The organism is Aurantimicrobium sp. (genome assembly GCF_036667855.1).
Classification (GTDB): Bacteria; Actinomycetota; Actinomycetes; order Actinomycetales; family Microbacteriaceae; genus Aurantimicrobium.
This window is the reverse complement of record NZ_JAVWTF010000002.1, coordinates 23,698-40,484: the sequence shown is the minus strand read 5'-3', so window position 1 is coordinate 40,484 and position 16,787 is coordinate 23,698. Positions and strand designations below refer to the sequence as shown.

18 protein-coding genes are annotated in these 16,787 nt (G+C 56.4%); 1 reads left to right on the top strand and 17 read right to left on the bottom strand.

The genetic code is table 11. The features are described 5' to 3' along the window. Positions 1-2: 2 nt before the first annotated feature. The 9 genes from RR877_RS01560 to RR877_RS01520 form a co-directional block, all read right to left on the bottom strand. Complete coding sequence (locus RR877_RS01560; protein ID WP_280796433.1) at positions 3-848, bottom strand: class III extradiol dioxygenase subunit beta; 846 nt, start codon at positions 846-848, stop codon at positions 3-5. Next, positions 848-1,246: a protocatechuate 4,5-dioxygenase subunit alpha gene (gene ligA, locus RR877_RS01555; RefSeq protein WP_110234105.1), complete on the bottom strand. Its 399-nt coding sequence runs from the start codon at positions 1,244-1,246 to the stop codon at positions 848-850. The genes RR877_RS01560 and ligA overlap by 1 nt, the downstream gene beginning before the upstream one ends. Before the next feature lie 2 nt (positions 1,247-1,248). Then, complete coding sequence (locus RR877_RS01550) at positions 1,249-2,136, bottom strand: amidohydrolase family protein (RefSeq protein ID WP_332551381.1); 888 nt, start codon at positions 2,134-2,136, stop codon at positions 1,249-1,251. Continuing rightward, complete coding sequence (locus RR877_RS01545; protein WP_332627611.1) at positions 2,133-3,152, bottom strand: amidohydrolase family protein; 1,020 nt, start codon at positions 3,150-3,152, stop codon at positions 2,133-2,135. Before RR877_RS01545 ends, RR877_RS01550 begins: the two co-directional genes overlap by 4 nt. Beyond that, a complete protein-coding gene (locus RR877_RS01540) occupies positions 3,149-4,252 on the bottom strand; it encodes a 4-oxalomesaconate tautomerase (RefSeq protein ID WP_332627609.1) in 1,104 nt (367 codons plus the stop codon). The genes RR877_RS01545 and RR877_RS01540 overlap by 4 nt, the downstream gene beginning before the upstream one ends. Beyond that, on the bottom strand, positions 4,245-4,928 hold the full coding sequence (locus RR877_RS01535; protein ID WP_332550914.1) for a 4-carboxy-4-hydroxy-2-oxoadipate aldolase/oxaloacetate decarboxylase: 684 nt from the start codon (positions 4,926-4,928) through the stop codon (positions 4,245-4,247). Before RR877_RS01535 ends, RR877_RS01540 begins: the two co-directional genes overlap by 8 nt. A 106-nt stretch (positions 4,929-5,034) precedes the next feature. Further along, positions 5,035-5,823, bottom strand: a complete 789-nt coding sequence (locus RR877_RS01530; RefSeq protein WP_332618726.1) for an IclR family transcriptional regulator — start codon at positions 5,821-5,823, stop codon at positions 5,035-5,037. Positions 5,824-5,863: 40 nt separating this feature from the next. Beyond that, entirely contained in the window at positions 5,864-6,349 is a 486-nt protein-coding gene (locus RR877_RS01525) for a nucleotidyltransferase family protein (protein ID WP_332550912.1), read from the bottom strand. A 65-nt stretch (positions 6,350-6,414) separates the two neighbouring features. After that, positions 6,415-7,176 carry an IclR family transcriptional regulator gene (locus RR877_RS01520; RefSeq protein WP_332550911.1) on the bottom strand — a complete coding sequence of 254 codons (762 nt, stop codon included), beginning with the start codon at positions 7,174-7,176 and terminating at the stop codon, positions 6,415-6,417. 109 nt (positions 7,177-7,285) lie between these two features. Between RR877_RS01520 and RR877_RS01515 the strand changes: the two genes are divergently transcribed. Next, the gene (locus tag RR877_RS01515; RefSeq protein ID WP_332627607.1) at positions 7,286-8,476 is read left to right on the top strand and encodes a 4-hydroxybenzoate 3-monooxygenase; all 1,191 of its coding nucleotides are present in this window, start codon (positions 7,286-7,288) and stop codon (positions 8,474-8,476) included. A 63-nt stretch (positions 8,477-8,539) separates the two neighbouring features. Here the strand turns inward: RR877_RS01515 and RR877_RS01510 are convergent, their stop codons facing one another. From RR877_RS01510 to RR877_RS01475, 8 genes are all read right to left on the bottom strand, one after another. Continuing rightward, a complete protein-coding gene (locus RR877_RS01510) occupies positions 8,540-9,997 on the bottom strand; it encodes an aldehyde dehydrogenase family protein (protein WP_332550909.1) in 1,458 nt (485 codons plus the stop codon). A 7-nt stretch (positions 9,998-10,004) separates the two neighbouring features. After that, positions 10,005-10,661: an HD domain-containing protein gene (locus tag RR877_RS01505; RefSeq protein ID WP_332550908.1), complete on the bottom strand. Its 657-nt coding sequence runs from the start codon at positions 10,659-10,661 to the stop codon at positions 10,005-10,007. A gap of 11 nt (positions 10,662-10,672) precedes the next feature. After that, a complete protein-coding gene (locus tag RR877_RS01500) occupies positions 10,673-11,917 on the bottom strand; it encodes an FAD-dependent oxidoreductase (RefSeq protein WP_332627606.1) in 1,245 nt (414 codons plus the stop codon). Positions 11,918-11,922: 5 nt separating this feature from the next. Continuing rightward, positions 11,923-12,243: a 2Fe-2S iron-sulfur cluster-binding protein gene (locus tag RR877_RS01495; protein WP_110234163.1), complete on the bottom strand. Its 321-nt coding sequence runs from the start codon at positions 12,241-12,243 to the stop codon at positions 11,923-11,925. Between the two features lie 38 nt (positions 12,244-12,281). Next, the gene (locus tag RR877_RS01490; protein ID WP_280802367.1) at positions 12,282-13,043 is read right to left on the bottom strand and encodes a 3-oxoacyl-ACP reductase family protein; all 762 of its coding nucleotides are present in this window, start codon (positions 13,041-13,043) and stop codon (positions 12,282-12,284) included. Beyond that, the gene (locus tag RR877_RS01485) at positions 13,043-13,756 is read right to left on the bottom strand and encodes an HD domain-containing protein (RefSeq protein ID WP_332550906.1); all 714 of its coding nucleotides are present in this window, start codon (positions 13,754-13,756) and stop codon (positions 13,043-13,045) included. The genes RR877_RS01490 and RR877_RS01485 overlap by 1 nt, the downstream gene beginning before the upstream one ends. 25 nt (positions 13,757-13,781) lie before the next feature. Further along, the gene (locus RR877_RS01480; RefSeq protein ID WP_332627605.1) at positions 13,782-15,629 is read right to left on the bottom strand and encodes a PEP-utilizing enzyme; all 1,848 of its coding nucleotides are present in this window, start codon (positions 15,627-15,629) and stop codon (positions 13,782-13,784) included. 81 nt (positions 15,630-15,710) lie between these two features. Further along, entirely contained in the window at positions 15,711-16,781 is a 1,071-nt protein-coding gene (locus RR877_RS01475) for a PEP/pyruvate-binding domain-containing protein (RefSeq protein WP_332550904.1), read from the bottom strand. Between the last annotated feature and the right edge of the window lie 6 nt (positions 16,782-16,787).

The window sequence follows — 16,787 nt, the reverse complement described above, 5'->3', positions numbered from 1 at the left end:
GTTTAGTCTTCCTTGGGGGTCAAAATGAGGTGGCCAACTGAGGTGTTGGAGGCGGGAACGTGGTTGAAACGATAGACCTCGTTGACCTGGTCACCGAGAGCTCCACGCATGATGAGCCACATAATGAGCTCCACGCCTTCGGAGCCTGCTTCGATCATGTATTCGAGGTGTGGCTTGTATTGGAGAACTTCGGGCTGGTTGATGAGGTCATCCATGAACTGGATGTCCCAGGGCAGGTTGATCAGACCTGCACGAGCACCCTGGATCTGGTGACTCATGCCACCAGTTCCCCACACCTCTACCTTGAGGTCACCGTCGAACTGCTCCACCGCACGCTTGATGGCCTTACCCAGCGCGAGGCAACGCTCACCGGAGGGCTGAGGGTTCATCACGACGTTGACGGGCAACGGAATGACCTTGGTGGGCCACTTATCGGGCGTGCCATACATCAAGGACATGGGCACGGTTAGGCCGTGGTCCACTTCCAAAACATTGAGCACCGTCATGTCGAAGTCATCGGTGATGAGTGAAGCAGCAACGTGTGTTGCCAGCTCCGGAGCACCTTCCACAACAGGAACGGGTCGGGGGCCATAGCCCTCGTCGCAGATGGCGTAGCTATCTGCAATGCCGATCGCGAAGGTAGGCATGATCTCCATACCGAAGTAAGAAGCGTGGTCGTTGTAGACAATGATCGCCACATCAGCAGGGTTATCTTTAGCCCACTGCTTGGAGAATTCATAGCCATCAAACATGGGCTTCCAGTAGGCATCCTGTGTCTTACCGGAGTCCACAGCGTGGCCTACGGCAGGGACGTGACTGGTCGCAATACCAGCAACAATCTTCGCCATTATGCTTCGCCTCGTTCCTTCTTCGAGCGCCAGCCTTCGATGTTGCGGCCGCCGTTAATCATCATTTCTTGATACTGCTCTGTGGTCATATCCGTCATGGTGCTCACGGCCTGAACATAAGAGAGCCCTTCCGAAGCAAAGATCTTGGACAGGAAGTAGACGTTGCCGCCCAGATCCAGCATCTTCTGGAAGTCACGGTCAATGACCGCCTGCTTTTGCTCTTCCGTCATGTCCCATTCGTCGAGGTAGGCACGGTTATCGGCCAAGAAGCGCTTGCGGTTTTCCTCACTGCGCAGGCTCATGCAGAACTGGTTGAGGTGGAAACCCTGACGGGCCAACTCAATAGTGAAGATGGTTGTGCCAGGAATGTCCTTGTACTGCTCAAAATTGGGCTTCATGATTAGCTCCAGTAGAGGGTGTTGGGGTTGGTTACAAGCAATTTGGTTTGCAGCTCAGGGGTGACTGCAATCGAGGGAACATAGTCAACCAAGATGCCGTCGTCCGGCATCTCTGTCTTCATGTTGGGGTGCGGCCAGTCGGTGCCCCACAGAACACGGTCGGGGAATTCTTCGACGATCTTCTTGGCAAAGGGAACAACATCGGCATACTCAGGTGAACCGCTCTTGGTGAGGCGGTCCGGACAGCTGACCTTGCACCAGACGTCCTTGTTGCCCCGCATGAAGTCGAGGAACATCTCGAACTCCTCGTTGTCCACAGGCTTGGTCACATCGGGGCGACCCATGTGGTCAATGACAAGTGGAATGTTCAACGAGTTGAAGAAGTCTTTCTTCTCCTTCAAGTCCGAAGGCTCGAAGTAGAGGACCACATGCCAGCCCAGAGGGCGGATCTTCTCAATGATTTCGCGGTAGTAGTCATCAGGCTTGGGATCAACCAAACGCTTGACGTAATTGAAGCGCACCCCCCGCACACCCAAATCGTGCATGCGCTGGAGTTCTTCAACCGAGATATCTGGCTTCACGGTGACCACACCGCGGGCCTTGCCGTTGGCACGCTCAAGCACATCCAAGAGTGCAGAGTTGTCGGAACCGTGGCAGGTTGCCTGCACGACAACGTTCTTGTCAAAACCAAGGAAGTCACGCAGGGAAAAGAGCTGCTCCCAGCTGGCATCACACGGAGTGTATTTGCGCTCGGGAGCGAAGGGGAACACATCTCCAGGACCGAAGACGTGACAGTGCGCATCTACTGCGCCAGCTGGCACCTGAAACTTAGGCTTGCTGGGGTTGGGGTGCCAATCGAGCCAGTCAGCATCCTTCACAAATGCGCTCACAGTCCACGCTCCTTCAACTTGGCATCCAGGCGAGGGAAGACGGTGCGGGCGTTCTTGGAGAAGATGTTGGTGCGTTCTTCGTCTGAGATCTTGGCGGCATCGATGTAACGCTTGGTGTCATCGAAGTAGTTGCCGGTCTGAGGGTCGATGCCGCGAACGGCACCAATCATTTCTGAACCGAACAAGATGTTCTTGTTGTCGATGACATCGACCAACAAGTCGATGCCGGGTTGGTGGTAGACGCAGGTGTCAAAGAACACGTTGTTCATCAGGTGGGTGTCCACGCTGGGCTGCTTCAACATGTCAGCCAGGCCGCGGTAGCGACCCCAGTGATAGGGAACAGCTCCACCACCGTGAGGAATGATGAATCGCAGTGTGGGGAAGTCTCCGAACAGGTTTCCCTGCAGCAGCTGCATAAACGCCGTGGTGTCTGCGTTCATGTAGTGCGCACCAGTTGCGTGGAAGTTGTGGTTGCAGGACGCCGACACGTGAATCATGGCAGGAACGTCGAGTTCGACCATCTTCTCGTAGAGCGGGTACCAGAACTTGTCCGTCAAGGGAACGGTCTGCCACTGACCGCCAGAGGGGTCAGGGTTGAGGTTCACACCAATGAAGCCCAGTTCATTGATGCAGCGTTCCATTTCCTTGATGGTCTCGGTCAGATCAGCACCAGGAGACTGGGGCAGCTGAGCAACACCGACGAAGTCTTCAGGGAACAGATCCACCACACGCTTGATCAGGTTGTTGCAAGCAACAGTCCACTCGAGGCTGATGCGTTGGTCACCTTCGTGGTGGCCCATCGCAGAAGCACGAGGAGAGAAGATGGTGAGGTCTGAACCGCGCTCCTTGATGAGCTTGAGCTGGTTCTGCTCAATGGTCTCGCGGATGATCTCGTCCGAGATCTCGGGGTATTCAGGGCTGGGCTGACCTGCTGCATAGGCTGCGAGCTGGTCAATGCGCCACTGGTTGTGAAGCTCAGGGGCCGTTGTGTAGTGGCCGTGGATATCGATGATCATGCGTTGTTCTCCCAAGCAGATTCGAGGACATAAATAGAACCCGACATGAGCATGCGGGCGGTGCGCAGCAACGCAGACTTCGTCACAACAGGGGTTCCAGTGGAGTTATCTACTTCCATCTGGACGGTGAAGAACCCGGTGGGGTGCTCAACTTCCACCTCGAGGCTGGAACCGACGGTGTCTAAACCAGCAATCTGGGCAGCAACACTGCCCTCGAGCATGCAGGCGGTGGCAACAGAGACAGCGCCCAACACACCGATGCTTTCGTGCACACGGTGTGGAATGAAGGTGCGAGTGGAGAGCAGGCCACCGTCTTGCGCGGGTGCGAGCAAGCTCATCTTGGGCACGGTCTTGTTGGTGACGTCGCCTAAGTTCATGAGCGGACCCACGGCTAAACGAATCTCTTCCACGCGAGCCTTGAGCTCAGCGTTCGCCTCGAGCTCTGCAGGAGTTTCATATCCGGAGATTCCAAAGTCTGAAGCATTGAGGCAGACAACGGGCATGCCGTTGTCGATGCAGGTCACCTGCACACCCAACACCTCATCCACCACGTTGCCAGTGGGAAGCAGAGCACCGCAGCTCGAGCCAGCAACATCTTCAAAATTGATGTTGATGGGAGCGTGAGTTCCAGGAACTCCGTCAATGCGTGCGGTGCCGGCGTAGTTGACGACTCCACCGGGAGTCTCGACGAAGGCCGTGGCCTTGGAGTCGGTGTTTTCCATGTAGATCGCAACAGGAGTCACGCCATCCGCAGCTGGAACAAGACCTTTTTCAATAGCGAAGGGCCCCACGCCAGCAAGAATGTTGCCGCAGTTCTGCTGGTCACTGACTTCAGCGCGGTCGGGCCACACCTGCAAGAACAGGTAGTCCACGTCGATGCCGTCACGCTCGGACTTGGAGACAACCGCAACCTTCGAGGTCAGCGGGTGTCCGCCACCCATGCCGTCGATCTCGCGCACATCAGGGGAGCCCATAGCCGCAAGGAGGAAAGTGTCCCGGGCAGCGCGATCTGCAGGCAAATCACTTGCCAAGAAGTAGAGACCCTTTGACGTTCCCCCGCGCATAACCACGCAGGGAATGGCAACCTGAGAGTTATTCACCCGCGTAGTCCTCGTAGACGAGTCCCTTAGCAGCGAGCTTCTCACGCATTTTGTAAATGTCGAGACCTAGCTCACCAGAGGCCAAGCGTGTGCGCTTGCCTGCTTCCATGGCTTCGCGTTCCTGGGCTGCCTTGAGAACCTTTTCGGCGTCTTCACGCTTGACCAAGCACACACCGTCAATGTCGGCCACGATAACGTCACCGGGACGAACAAGCTGGTCTGCCATAAGAATCGGCGTCTGCACGTTTGCAATGGTTTCCTTGACGGTTCCCTGCGAGCTGATGGTCTTCGACCAGACAGGGAAGCCCATTTCAGTCAGGGTTGCCACGTCACGCACACCGGCATCAATAACGAGACCTCGAACGCCGTGAGCCATCAGGCTCTCAGCGAGCAGGTCACCGAGGTAACCGTCGTCGCAAGGGCTTGTGGGGGTCACAATCAGAATGTCGCCAGGTTGTGCCTGCTCGACGGCAACGTGAATCATCCAGTTGTCACCGGGCGCAACTTCACAGGTGAGCGCGTTGCCAGCAATCATGGCGGGGAAGATGGGGCGCAGGCGACGGTTCAGCAAACCAATGCGTCCCTGTGCCTCGTGCACGGTGGCAGATCCGAGAGCGGCGAGGCCGTCCACAATCTCAAGTGGGGTTCGTGGTGTTCCTCGAACGACGCGTGCCATGATTCTCCTTCGAATTAACGCAAATATGCCTGATTACAGACAACTGCATTTGATAGGAGAAAACCAAGGAGCCTTCCGGATAGTGGAAGGCCAATCTGAATGAGCTTTAGGAGCTTGCTTGCAGGCGAGCAGCGTCGCCCAGACCTGCTTCAACCAGCTTCTTCGACAAAGCTGCTCCGGTGACCTGCATTACGGGGACAAGTTTGCCTAGATCACGACCATCACTCGGTGCCACGATGCCCAGTGCGGCGATGACATTGCCGCCCTTGCCTCGCAAGGGCACAGCAATGGAAACCGCACCCTCCGCAAGCTCTTCTTGGGTCTTGGCAAAACCCTGCACCTTGATGGTCTTCAGCTGTGTTTCCAAAATTCCAGGATCAGTAATGGTCTGGTCGGTATACCGATCCAGAGAGTTCAGCACTGCCTTCTGCAGTTCCGCATCACCATGTGCCAGAAGCACTTTCCCCACGCCGGTGGCGTGGAGAGCAAGCCTGGAGCCCGGTTTACTGATGACTTCTAGGGTTCTCGAGCCTGCAATGCGCTCCACAATCAAACAGCGCAGGCCATCGAGCACCGCAATCTGCACAGCATCATTGTGGAGTTGGTAGACGTCTTCCATATATGGAAGTGCCACCTCACGTAAGTCTGAGTGAACCGATGCCAACAGGCCCAGCCGCCAAATCTTGCTGCCGATTTCGTAGTCGCCATCGGAACCACGAACCAACGCGTTCTGCTTTTCCAACTCGTGCACCAAGCGGTGAACGGTGGTCAGCGGCAGGTCTGCGCGACGCGAGATGGATGCCAGCGATTGCCGGCGGTGCCTCACGTCGAAGGTGTCCAAGACGGCGAGCGCGCGACCAGTCACGGTGCGGGTAGGAACGCTCTTCTCGGTCACACTTACAGCCTAGGTTCACCAGACCTTGATTGCACCCGAGTTAGAGAGGGACAGCTTCCTCCAACACACGATCACGAAGAAATGGCCTGAGGCTTTTCTCTCCAACAACATCAACTTCAACCCCTAACAATTCGCCGAGTGCGAATTGCAGGCGAGCAATACCCATAAGGCTGACACCTTTGTCGAAAGTTGCTAACAGGTCAATATCAGAGCCTTCATGCTCTTTGCCCGTCACAACGCTTCCGAAGACCTTCAGGTCCCGAGCACCATGGGATTTCGCAATCTTGATGACCTCGCTGCGGTGCTTACGAAGCTTCTTCCCCAATGGGGTCTGCCCTTGGAACCGAACCAACCTCGAAACCTCAGGCTGGCTCCTGCCCACGGCAGCAGCGATTTCCCGCTGGCTGAGGCCCGCCCTGATTCCTGCACGGACGGCATCTACCAAGATCTTCCGAGACCTGGCATAGAGCAGGTCAGCAGCGCGGGCTTCAGCCTGCAGCTGCTCAAAAGAAGAAATGCTAGACATATAGTAAATGCTATCAGTTATACACAATTACTGACAGAGCATTATTCACAAGGAACTTAGCCGTTTTAGTGACCGTCGAGTTCGGCTGAGATCGACGCGGCTGCATCCGTCAGGGTTGAAACCAAACGGTTCACATCAAGTCTGTTCAAGTGCACAATCACGCCCACTGCCGCAACACAACGCCCATTGCGCATGATGGGGACGGCTATCGACCCGCTGCCCCGGGTCATCTCCTGGCGTGTGATGGAATACCCGTTTTTGCGCACCTCAGCGAGATCCCTCCGCAGTGCATCTGGCTGCGTAATGGATTGCGGGGTGGGCCTGGGGAGGGGCTTGGAAAGGTATTGCTCGATGGCTTTCTCCGATTGATATGCCAGCAACACCTTCCCCACACCCGTGGTGTGGAGGGGAAGGTGGCCACCAGCACGGCTGATGGTGGGGATGCTGCGCTCCCCCACGAGACGGTCAACGTAGAGCGCTTGACCACGGTCGAGAACAGCCAGCGTCACGTTCTCTCCGGTCTCTTCATAGAGACGAGCAAGAGTGGGAAGTGCACTTTCGCGCAGACGTTCACTCAGAGGAGCGTGCTGTGCAATGGTCCAGAGTTTGGTGCCTACGCGGAACTTACGGTCACTGCCTTTACTGAGAAACCCTCCATCTTCGAGTGTTCCCACGATGCGGTGGCAGGTCGACATGGGGAGCTTGGTCAGCTGAGCAAGCTGGGTCAGCGTGAGGGCGCTGTGCTTTTCGTCGAAACAGCCGAGGATCTCCATGGCGCGCTCCAGCAGCGCCGTGGGGGCACCGCTTTCTACCCGTGCTGGGCTCATGATTGGCTCCGTTTCGAAACTTCCATCTCATGAAACTTTAGTCTTGTTGCCACCTTCCGCATAAGCCTGAATAGTCCTAGACGTTCACCTCTTACGAAAAGGTTCAATGATGACCACATCAATCCGCACTCAGGTCGGCATTCTCGGCGCAGGCCCTGCTGGCTTGCAGCTTGCCCACCTCCTTCAGCGCGCAGGCATCGACTCCGTCGTCATTGACGGCCGTAGCCGCGAAGACATCGAAGGCACCGTCAAGGCGGGCATCCTCGAATCCCCCGCTGTTGAGGTTCTTGTCGACACCGATGTGGTTTCCCGCGACTATGTCGAGACCATGCGTCACGACGGTATCGAGTTCCACTTTGATGGCCACGCTCACCGCTTCGACTTCCCCAAGCTCACGGGAAAGGGTGTTTATCTTTACCCCCAGCACGAAGTGCTCAAGGACCAGATCAAGGCTCGCGTTGCTGCAGGCGTGACTCCCCTGTTCGAGCACCTGGCAGACAAGGTCGTGGACGGTCCCACCGGCCCCATGATCGTGGGCAAAAATGCTCAGGGCGAGGCTTTTGAAATCTCCACTGACTTCGTCATCGGTGCCGACGGATCGATGAGCATCGCTCGCGAATACGTCACCGGCAACAAGTTCAGCGGCATGGCACGTGAATACCCCTTCGGTTGGTACGGCATCCTCGTGGAAGCACCACCCAGCTCCGAAGAGCTCATCTACAGCCGCTCAGAAGAAGGCTTTGTACTTATCTCTACTCGTGACGAGCACATCCAGCGCATGTACTTCCAGTGCGACCCCAACATGGACGTCAACGCCGTCACTGACGAGCAGATCTGGGACAAGCTGCAGGCTGGTGTTTCCACCCACGAGCTCAAGCGCGGCAACATCTTCCGCAAGGACGTTCTCAAGTTCCGCAGCTATGTCCACGACAGCCTGCGCAAGAACAAGGTCTTCCTGATGGGTGACGCAGCACACACTGTTCCCCCCACAGGAGCAAAGGGCCTGAACCTCGCATTCAGCGATGTGCTGTGGCTGAACCGTGCACTTCGTGAGTACTACCGCTCAGGTTCTGAGCAGTTCTTGGACAGCTACCAGGAAGACGCCCTCAAGCGCATCTGGAAGGCCACCAACTACTCCTACATGATGACCACCATGCTGCACATCGCACCGGATGCAACCGACTTTGACAAGAAGCGTCAAGTCGCTGACCTCTACTCGTACACCGAGTCACTAGCCGGTCAAACCTTTATCGCTGAAGGTTACGTTGGTTGGGACTACAGCGCAGACGACTGGCGCTAAACCCATACAAAAACTTCGAGGCCCCCAGACCAGCAGGATGGGGGCCTCGAACTTTAAGTGTTTCTAGCGCTTGCGGTGAATGGACTTCATGCGCGTGTATGCACCAATGGCCTCAGGGCCATATTCCATACCGATGCCGGAGTCTTTCCAGCCACCAAATGGTGCAGCAAGGTTAGAGCCATAAAAGTTGATACCAACCGAACCTGACTCAATACGACGAGCCAATTCAGCACCATGGTTGGGATCTTCCGTGAAGATCGAGCCACCTAAACCAAAGGGAGAATCATTGGCAATGTTGACGGCGTCGTTTTCATCCTCAAAAGGAATGACCACGAGGACAGGGCCAAATATCTCTTCCCGTGCCACACGCATCTGGTTGTTCACATCAGCAAAGACAGTGGGCTTGTTGTAGTAACCACGGGTAATACCCTCTGGCATTCCCGATCCACCCACAGCAACACGTGCGCCTTCTTCTTGACCAATGCGGATGTAGTCGGCAACAGTGGCGGCCTGCTCCTTCGATGCAGAGGGACCGTAAACCGTTGCAGGGTCGAAGGGGTCACCAATGGTGGTGTTGCCCACCACGGTCGCAACAGCATCGACAACATCCTTGTAGATGGAGCGAGGAGCCAAGATGCGGGTGGAGTTGTAACATGTCTGTCCCGTGTTTCGCAGGCAGGTGCGGTTGAGCATCGAAGCAAAGTAGTCCAGGTTGGCATCCGGAAGCACGATGCTTGCGGACTTTCCACCAAGCTCAAGGGTGACAGGGCGTAAGAGGCGTCCGCACTGCTCAGCGAGGAGACGTCCCACCCCGGTGGAACCAGTGAAGGCAACCTTGGCCACGAGTGGGTGCTCCACCAGTGCGCCAACGACATCGCGGCCACAGGTGATGAGGTTGAGAACACCCTCGGGGATACCAGCTGCCTGTGCAGATTCCATGAGAATGCGCAGATCCAACGGAGTCTCCGAGGCAGGCTTGATCACGACGGTGCAGCCAGCGATGAGTGCTGGAGCGAGCTTGACCATGACAAGTGCAACAGGGAAGTTCCAAGGCGCAATGAGTGCTGCCACACCACGAGGCTGGCGAACCACCTCAGTGAACTGGTCTTCCACGCCAGGGAAAGGACGCTGGTCGATCTGGTCGACGTAGTCGGCAAGGCCTGCGTAGTAGCGCAGAAGCTTGCCCGCGTGACCGGCAGCCTGACGGGTTTCGGTGATACCGGTACCGTTTTCGCTGGTGATGATCATCGCCAGACGCTCTGCGCGGGCTTCAAACTCTTCGGCCAGGCGAATCATCATGGCAGCACGAGCTGGTGCCCCGATGTCACTCCAGCCGGTGCCGCGGAATGCGCGCGAGGCCGCCTGAACGGCAGCGTCAATGTCCTCAACGTTAGAGGCGGGGACAGCTCCCCAAATTTCTTCGGTGGAAGGATCAACAATCTCGATCTTTTTGTCGGAGCGAGACTTTACCCAGTCACCGTTGATGAAGTTATCGTCGTGGTATTCCTCGAGCGTGGTCATGATGTCCTTACTGAATGACGTCGAGCTTGAGCAGTTCAATAGAGCGGGCAAGCTCTACCTCTGCAATGGCACGTGCTTCGGGGGTAATCAGCTGGCCGTAGATGGTGTCCTCTAAGCGCAGGCGAATCTCTTGAGGAGTCTTGCCAAACCAGAGAGCCGAGAAGGCCATACCGGTGGGCTGGAAGCGCCACAGGCGATCAGCATCACGCATGATGGCATCTTCTATGCCGTCATGGTTGGGGTCGGTGTCGTGACCGTCAATGATCTTGCAGACGGCATCAACTACCTCGTCGCTATATCCGAGTGGAGGCAAGACCTCGCGGGCAATGTTGCATCCTTCAATTTCATGCAGAACACGAACGTCTGACTGCATCGCGTTTTCGCTCCGGAAACCCTCGGAGATGATGCGGTCTTCGTCAACGCGAGCCCAGCCAGTGTCGTGGAGAAGGATTGCCAGACGAGTCACGAGTGAATCTGCCTCGGGGTGGTGATCCAGCAGTAACTCGGCAAAGTTGAACGACAGTGGCAGGTGAATGTCGTTGGCGCGGGTGCGCAGATAGGGACGAACGGCCACCCAGACGGCGTCAAGGTTCTCCCACTCGCCACGAGGGCTTGCTCCGTTAGCCAGAGTGGGGATGTCACCAAGGACATGCGTGTATTCCATAGTCATTTTCTTTACGCTTCCCCGCCCGTAATGAGCGTTTTGAGAGGAATGGAGGAGTCTGCTGCCGCATCAGCAGGGATGTTTGCCCCTGCATTAAGTGCGCGGCGTACGGCCATGTAATCACTGACGTCGTTGACAGCGTCGATGGCCAACAGGGAACCGTTCTTGTAATAGAGAACGGAGAACTTGTCCGCGGCCTGATCACCACGAATCACGGTCTGGTCATATCCGGAGGAGAGCCCAGCAATTTGGAGCTTCAAATCTGCTTGGTCTGACCAGAACCACGGAACAGCACGATATGCCTCGCGCTGACCCATCAGAGTCTTGGCGGCAATCTTGGCTTGGTCCACTGCGTTCTGCACTGATTCCAAACGAACAGTGCCTTCGTGGCCCAGCGGGTGAGGCAAAATCACGGCGTCACCGGCAGCCACCACGTTGGGGTTGGAGGTCTCGGCATATTCGTTCACCACGATCACGCCGTCTTCCATCTCGAGAGCGAGCTGGTCAGCGAGTTCACCGCGCGCGGTCACACCAATACCCACCATGACGATGTCAGCAGGAACGACAGAACCATCAGCCAGCTGAACAGCCGTGACCTTGCCGGCATCTCCAATGAGGTCTGAAACCTGAGCGTTGAGGTGAACGGTAGTGCCACGCTTTTCGTGAGCTGCTTTGAAGAAGTCGCTAACAATGGGTGACACTGCACGGCCCATCAGGCGAGTGCCGGACTGCAAGACGGTAACGTTCTTGCCCGCTTTTTGTGCGACAGCAGCTACTTCAAGACCAATGAAGCCACCGCCAAGAACGACGACATTGTTGATGGAATCCCAGCGCTGCTTGAGCTCTTTGGCATCGTCGAGGTGGCGCATGTAGAGCACACCATCTAGATCTGCACCATCAACCTTGAGCTTGCGAGGATCTGCACCCGGAGTCAAAGCGAGCTTGTCGAACTCGTATGTTTTGCCCGAGCTACCCTTAGCAATTCCGCCGCCAGGACCAAACTCCACGTGCACAATCTGTTCACCGGTGACCACGCCAATGTTGTTCTCAACATAGAAGTGTTCGTTGCGGAACTCTAAAGATTCTTCATCCATGTCACCGGCAAGATATGCCTTCGATAGTGGTGGGCGCTGGTAGGGAGCATAAGCTTCCTCGCCCACGATGGTGACATCACCGGCATAGCCTTCGTCGCGCAGCGATGAGGCTATTTGCATGCCGGCTTGGCCGGCACCGATGATGAGAATCTTTTCTTTCATGATGACTACTGCTTAGGAGCGATTCGAACCTTGAGGCCGTCGAGCTCTGCACACATCTTGATCTGGCAGGACAGGCGAGAAACGGGGAGACGCTCGGACTCAGCACCGTCGAGCATGTCATCTTCGAGGTCAGAAACTTCGCCGGCAGCACCAACGAAAGCCTCATCAACATAGACGTGGCAGGTTGCGCAGGAGCATGCTCCACCACATTCAGCAACGATGCCCTTAACGCCGTTCTTGACAGCGATTTCCATGACGGAATCACCGTCACGAGCTTCGAGGGTGGTCTCAGTTCCGTCGGGGGAAATGTAAGTTACGTTCGGCATGTGTCTCTCCTGTTTTATGTTTCTGTCTCTGAAAAGTTTTAGATGAATTGCTTGCCGCCATCGACCACGAGGGTCTGGCCGGTGATGTATCCGGACTGTTCGCCGGCAAGGAAAATAGCGGTTCCCACGATGTCTTCGGGCTGGCTGGCACGCTTGATGGCGCCGCGGTCAACTCCATAGGTCTCGGCGTCTTCCATCAGGCTCAAGCTGGCTTCAGTGAGGGTAAATCCTGGAGCAATGGCATTGACGGTGACGCCCTGTGGGCCCACTTCACGAGCCATCACACGGGTCATGCCGATCACGGCGCCCTTGGACGCGACGTAGTGCATCCACAGTGGCGAACCGCTGAAGACAGTTGCGGAGGCAATGTTCACAATGCGACCACCAGGCTGAGCCATCTTGGGATAAACCGAGGCTGAACACAGCCACGCCCCCTTGACGTTCACGTTCATGACGCGATCCCACTCTGCAGGGTCAATCTCGGTGAAGGGCTTGCGGGTCAGCGTTGCATAGATGGCTGCGTTGTTGATGAGCACATCAATACGTCCAAACGCATCCAGAGCAGCTTGGGCCAGAGCATCCGTGGATTCTTTGCTGGTGACATCGACCTTAACGGCAATGGCTTTCGCACCAGATGCCTTCAGCATCGAGGCGGTTTCTTCCACGCCTGCCTGGTCAATGTCGGCAACAACGAGCTGGGCGCCTTCGGCAGCGAACCCCTGAGCAAAGGCACGACCTAAGCCACCGGCTGCGCCGGTGACAATGACGACCTTGCCGTCAAACTGTGGTGAAGCACCCATTAGGCGACATCCTCTCGGGTGTAAGTGTTGGCAATTTCTTCGCTGAAATCCATGCATGCCGTAGTCACAAGTACTCGGGACATGGCCTTTGCTTGGTCAGTGAAAAGTTCGTTATACGCGCGGTAGGCACACAACCGCAGCGACTGTTCAGCATCGATGCCAAACCAGTCCATCACGACGCGACGGCCGTGAGGAGTGACGCGCCAGACCTTGTCTGAGTCCTTAACCAGGGCGTCATTGGTGTTGATGGTGACCAGACGAGTGTCGTGGCCATCAATGATGTCCACGATCTGCACGATGTCTTCTTCAGGAACACCGACCTGCTCGAGGATTTCCCGCGCAATGCGTGCACCCTCTTTTTCGTGCTGAATGATCAAGTGGCGCAGAGAGTCATCTGCTCCGGGAGCAATGGCTTCCAGCGCTAAGCGCTCATCGACCGTGGACCAACCCGTGTCGTGGAGAAGTATTGCGGGAAGCACGATGTTTTCATCTGCTTCAGGAATCTGCGAGAGCAGAGCTTGTGCGATCGAATACGCATAGAGGCTGTGCGCATCGTTATCGCGGGTGCGAAGGAAATCCTTCGCAAGGGACCAAATCGCCCCATCCCGCTCGTTCAGTTCAATCATCCCGGGGACTCGCGATGCGTCCGGAATCTTTCCGGTGACATCGCGGCCCAGGTGATTGACAACTGGTGAGTGGGATGGGGACGACATGGTTTATTCCTTAGTGGCTGCTTACTTAGCCAATGATTTCGACGGTACCGTTCGAGCCATCGACTCGAAGCTTCATACCAGTCTTGATCTTGGTGGAAGCAGACCCGGTACCGGTGACGGCGGGAAGGCCGTACTCACGGCAAACGATAGCCGCGTGGCTCATCATTCCACCGATGTCGGTCACCGTTGCGCTGATCTTGCCGAAGACAGGTCCCCAGCTAGGTGCGGTCACAGGAGCAACAAGGATTTCACCTTGCTGGAGCTGGTCGAGCTCCTCTGGTCCCATGATGACGCGTGCCTTACCCTCAACAACACCGGGGGATGCTGCCATACCCTTGAGCTGGTTGGGGTCGCCCTCGTCGCCGCCAAGCCACTGCTGAACCTGCTCGGTGGTGATACCCCAGAGCATGATGGTGAATGGCTCGTTGATCTCTGCGGGAGGCTCGTTGAATGCAGGCTCGGGGCGTGCAGTCATCAGGGCGTCCACGATCTTGCGACGACGCTCGATCTCCTGTGGCCAGTAGGTAGGTGCGATGCAGTCAGCGCCAACACCCCAACCGGTTGCGAGGTCGAACAGTACGGGACGTACTTCGTCGCGGGTCAGGTAGAGCATGTCATCTGGCTCAGTCCAGAAGCCGTAGCTGTGGAGCAAACGAGACAGCTGACGAACCTTGCGCCAGAAGACGCCCATGGTCCAGTGCTCAATGTAGAAGTTGTGGTCTTCTACGTAGGGGTACACGGTGCGTGCAAGACCGAGCTTGCCGTTGAAAGTCTCGAGGGCTTCGCCGTCGAGAAGTTCAGCGTATTCACCGGTGATACGGTCGCGCTCTGCAATGAGTGCATCCTTGGGGCGGTGAAGCTGCTCGCCCTTGGCTGCGCGGACTACGTAGTCCTGGATATATCCCATAGGCAGATCCAGGTTGTCACGCCAGTAGACGTCAGAACCGTAGAAACCGTTACCGCTGGTGTAGTTGAACCAAGGCTCCTGAGCCTTCTCCCATGCAGCAATCCACTTCTTGCCGTCTGCAGAGCCTGCGAGTTCAGCAAGGGTTCCTGCTGCGTCGAGGTTCTTAGCGAAGACAGCGGTGAGGTTGTGCTTCACAGCGAGGTCAGCGAGGTCCTTGAGCTCGTCATCGGGACGGAAGAGAACCGAGTCCACACCCATCACCATCTTGGCGATAGCCAAGTCAGGGATGCCGGGGAAGGATTCCTTGCAGAAGCCGAAGAAGTCGAGGTACGCGACGTATCCCAGGTTCAGGAACTCGAAGTGGTGCTCCCAGTTCTTGTATGCCAGCTGAATCAGACGGTCGTAGTCAGCCATCATCTTGGCGGTGGGGTCAATACCAGCACCGCTGGTGATGACCTCGATGTCAACCATGTCTGGGAGTGCTTCGAAGTTGATGGCGTCCATCTCTTCGATGGTGGAGAGAACCTTCTTCTTCCAGTTCTCCAGCAGGGTGTTCCAGTTCTGGAAGTAGTAACCAGCACGCTCCATGAAGTGAGGAACGCGGTCACCGATTAGCTCAGGTGCAACAGCAACAGGGCTCATGTAGCAGAAGCCGTTGTGGATGCGGAACTCAATACCGTTTGCGGGAGGAATGATGTAGTGGCGTGTGTTGTAGGCACCAAGGCAGCGAACGGCGAACTCGACACCGACGGTCTCGAATGGCTTGAACACGTTGGGCCAGTGCTGCGAGTCGCAGAACCAGAACTTGGAGTTTTCCTTGTCCTTCAGGTTGTCCTGGAAGACGAGGTTGTATGGGTAGAGGTCTTGCCAACCTTCAGCACCCTTGGGTGCTGGCAGGTCATAAGGCGAGACGAAGCTCTTGCGAGCGGCGCTTGGCGTCATTGCTTTTGCCTTCTTTCCGAACATGGAGTGGTGCCTTTCTCATCGTCGAGATTGGTGGAACAGGGGGTGGATCTGTGGTGCAGGTGGTGCCTTGTTGGTGAGGCTTTACTTGCGGTCTCCGATTTGGGCCATCAGCGACTTCGTGATCGCTTCAATACCGGAACCGGTGGAAGTGATTTTCACTTCCTGCTTCTTCTGTGACCACACCGTTTCGGGGCGGCTTTGCAGAAGGAGAACGTTGGAACCTGCAGGCAAGTCGGCGTCGATGGCCCACTCGATGTCCTGAACTGTTCCGTAGTGCTTGTGAGCCGCCTTAGCCAAAGTGGCAACCTGGATGAGTTCTTCATCGCTCAGGCTGGGGCTGTTGCGGCGCTCTGCCTCAACTTCCTTGCGGATCACGGTGCCGTGTCCGGAAGGAACGAGTTCTTCGTGCTTGTCCGAGATGATGCGGTTGATGATGTGCATCATGACTTTGTCGATCAGGAAGTTATCTGGAGTGACTTCACCGGAGACAACCATCTCGCCGAGACCCCAGCTGGAGTCGACCACGATCTTGGACTTGTCACCGTTGCTGGGGTCGATGGTCATCGCGACACCGGAGGTGCGGGAGTTGACCATCTTCTGCACAGCAACTGCCATGGACAGGCCTTCATCGGAGATGTTGTTAGCCATGCGATATGTGATCGCGCGTGCGGTGTAGAGCGAAGCCCAGCACTCACGGATCTTCTGCATCACTGCTTCCTGGCCAATGATCCACAGGTAGGTGTCCTGCTGTCCAGCGAAGCTGGCGTCAGGAAGATCTTCAGCGGTTGCACTCGAGCGCACAGCTACAGGCACTTCCCCGCCACAGAGTTCCATCAGGGTGTTGTAGGCGGCGATGCTCTCGTCGCGGACATCAGCAGGAACTTCCTGAGTCATGATGAGCTCGCGGATGTGTGCTGCGCGGGTGTCCACATCAGTTACATCGTTGGGGTCAAGACCCTCGAGGTGCTTCACAATGTGATCGCGCAGAGTGGTCTGGTTCATCACGGCGTCGAATGCATCGGTGGTCACGGCGAATCCGGGAGGAACAGGCATTCCTGCACTGGTCATGATGGCCAGGCTGGTGCACTTTCCACCAAGACGGTCGTGCTCGGGAGTTTCGGTGCTATCGAAAGCGAAAGTGTACTTACCCATGGTTTT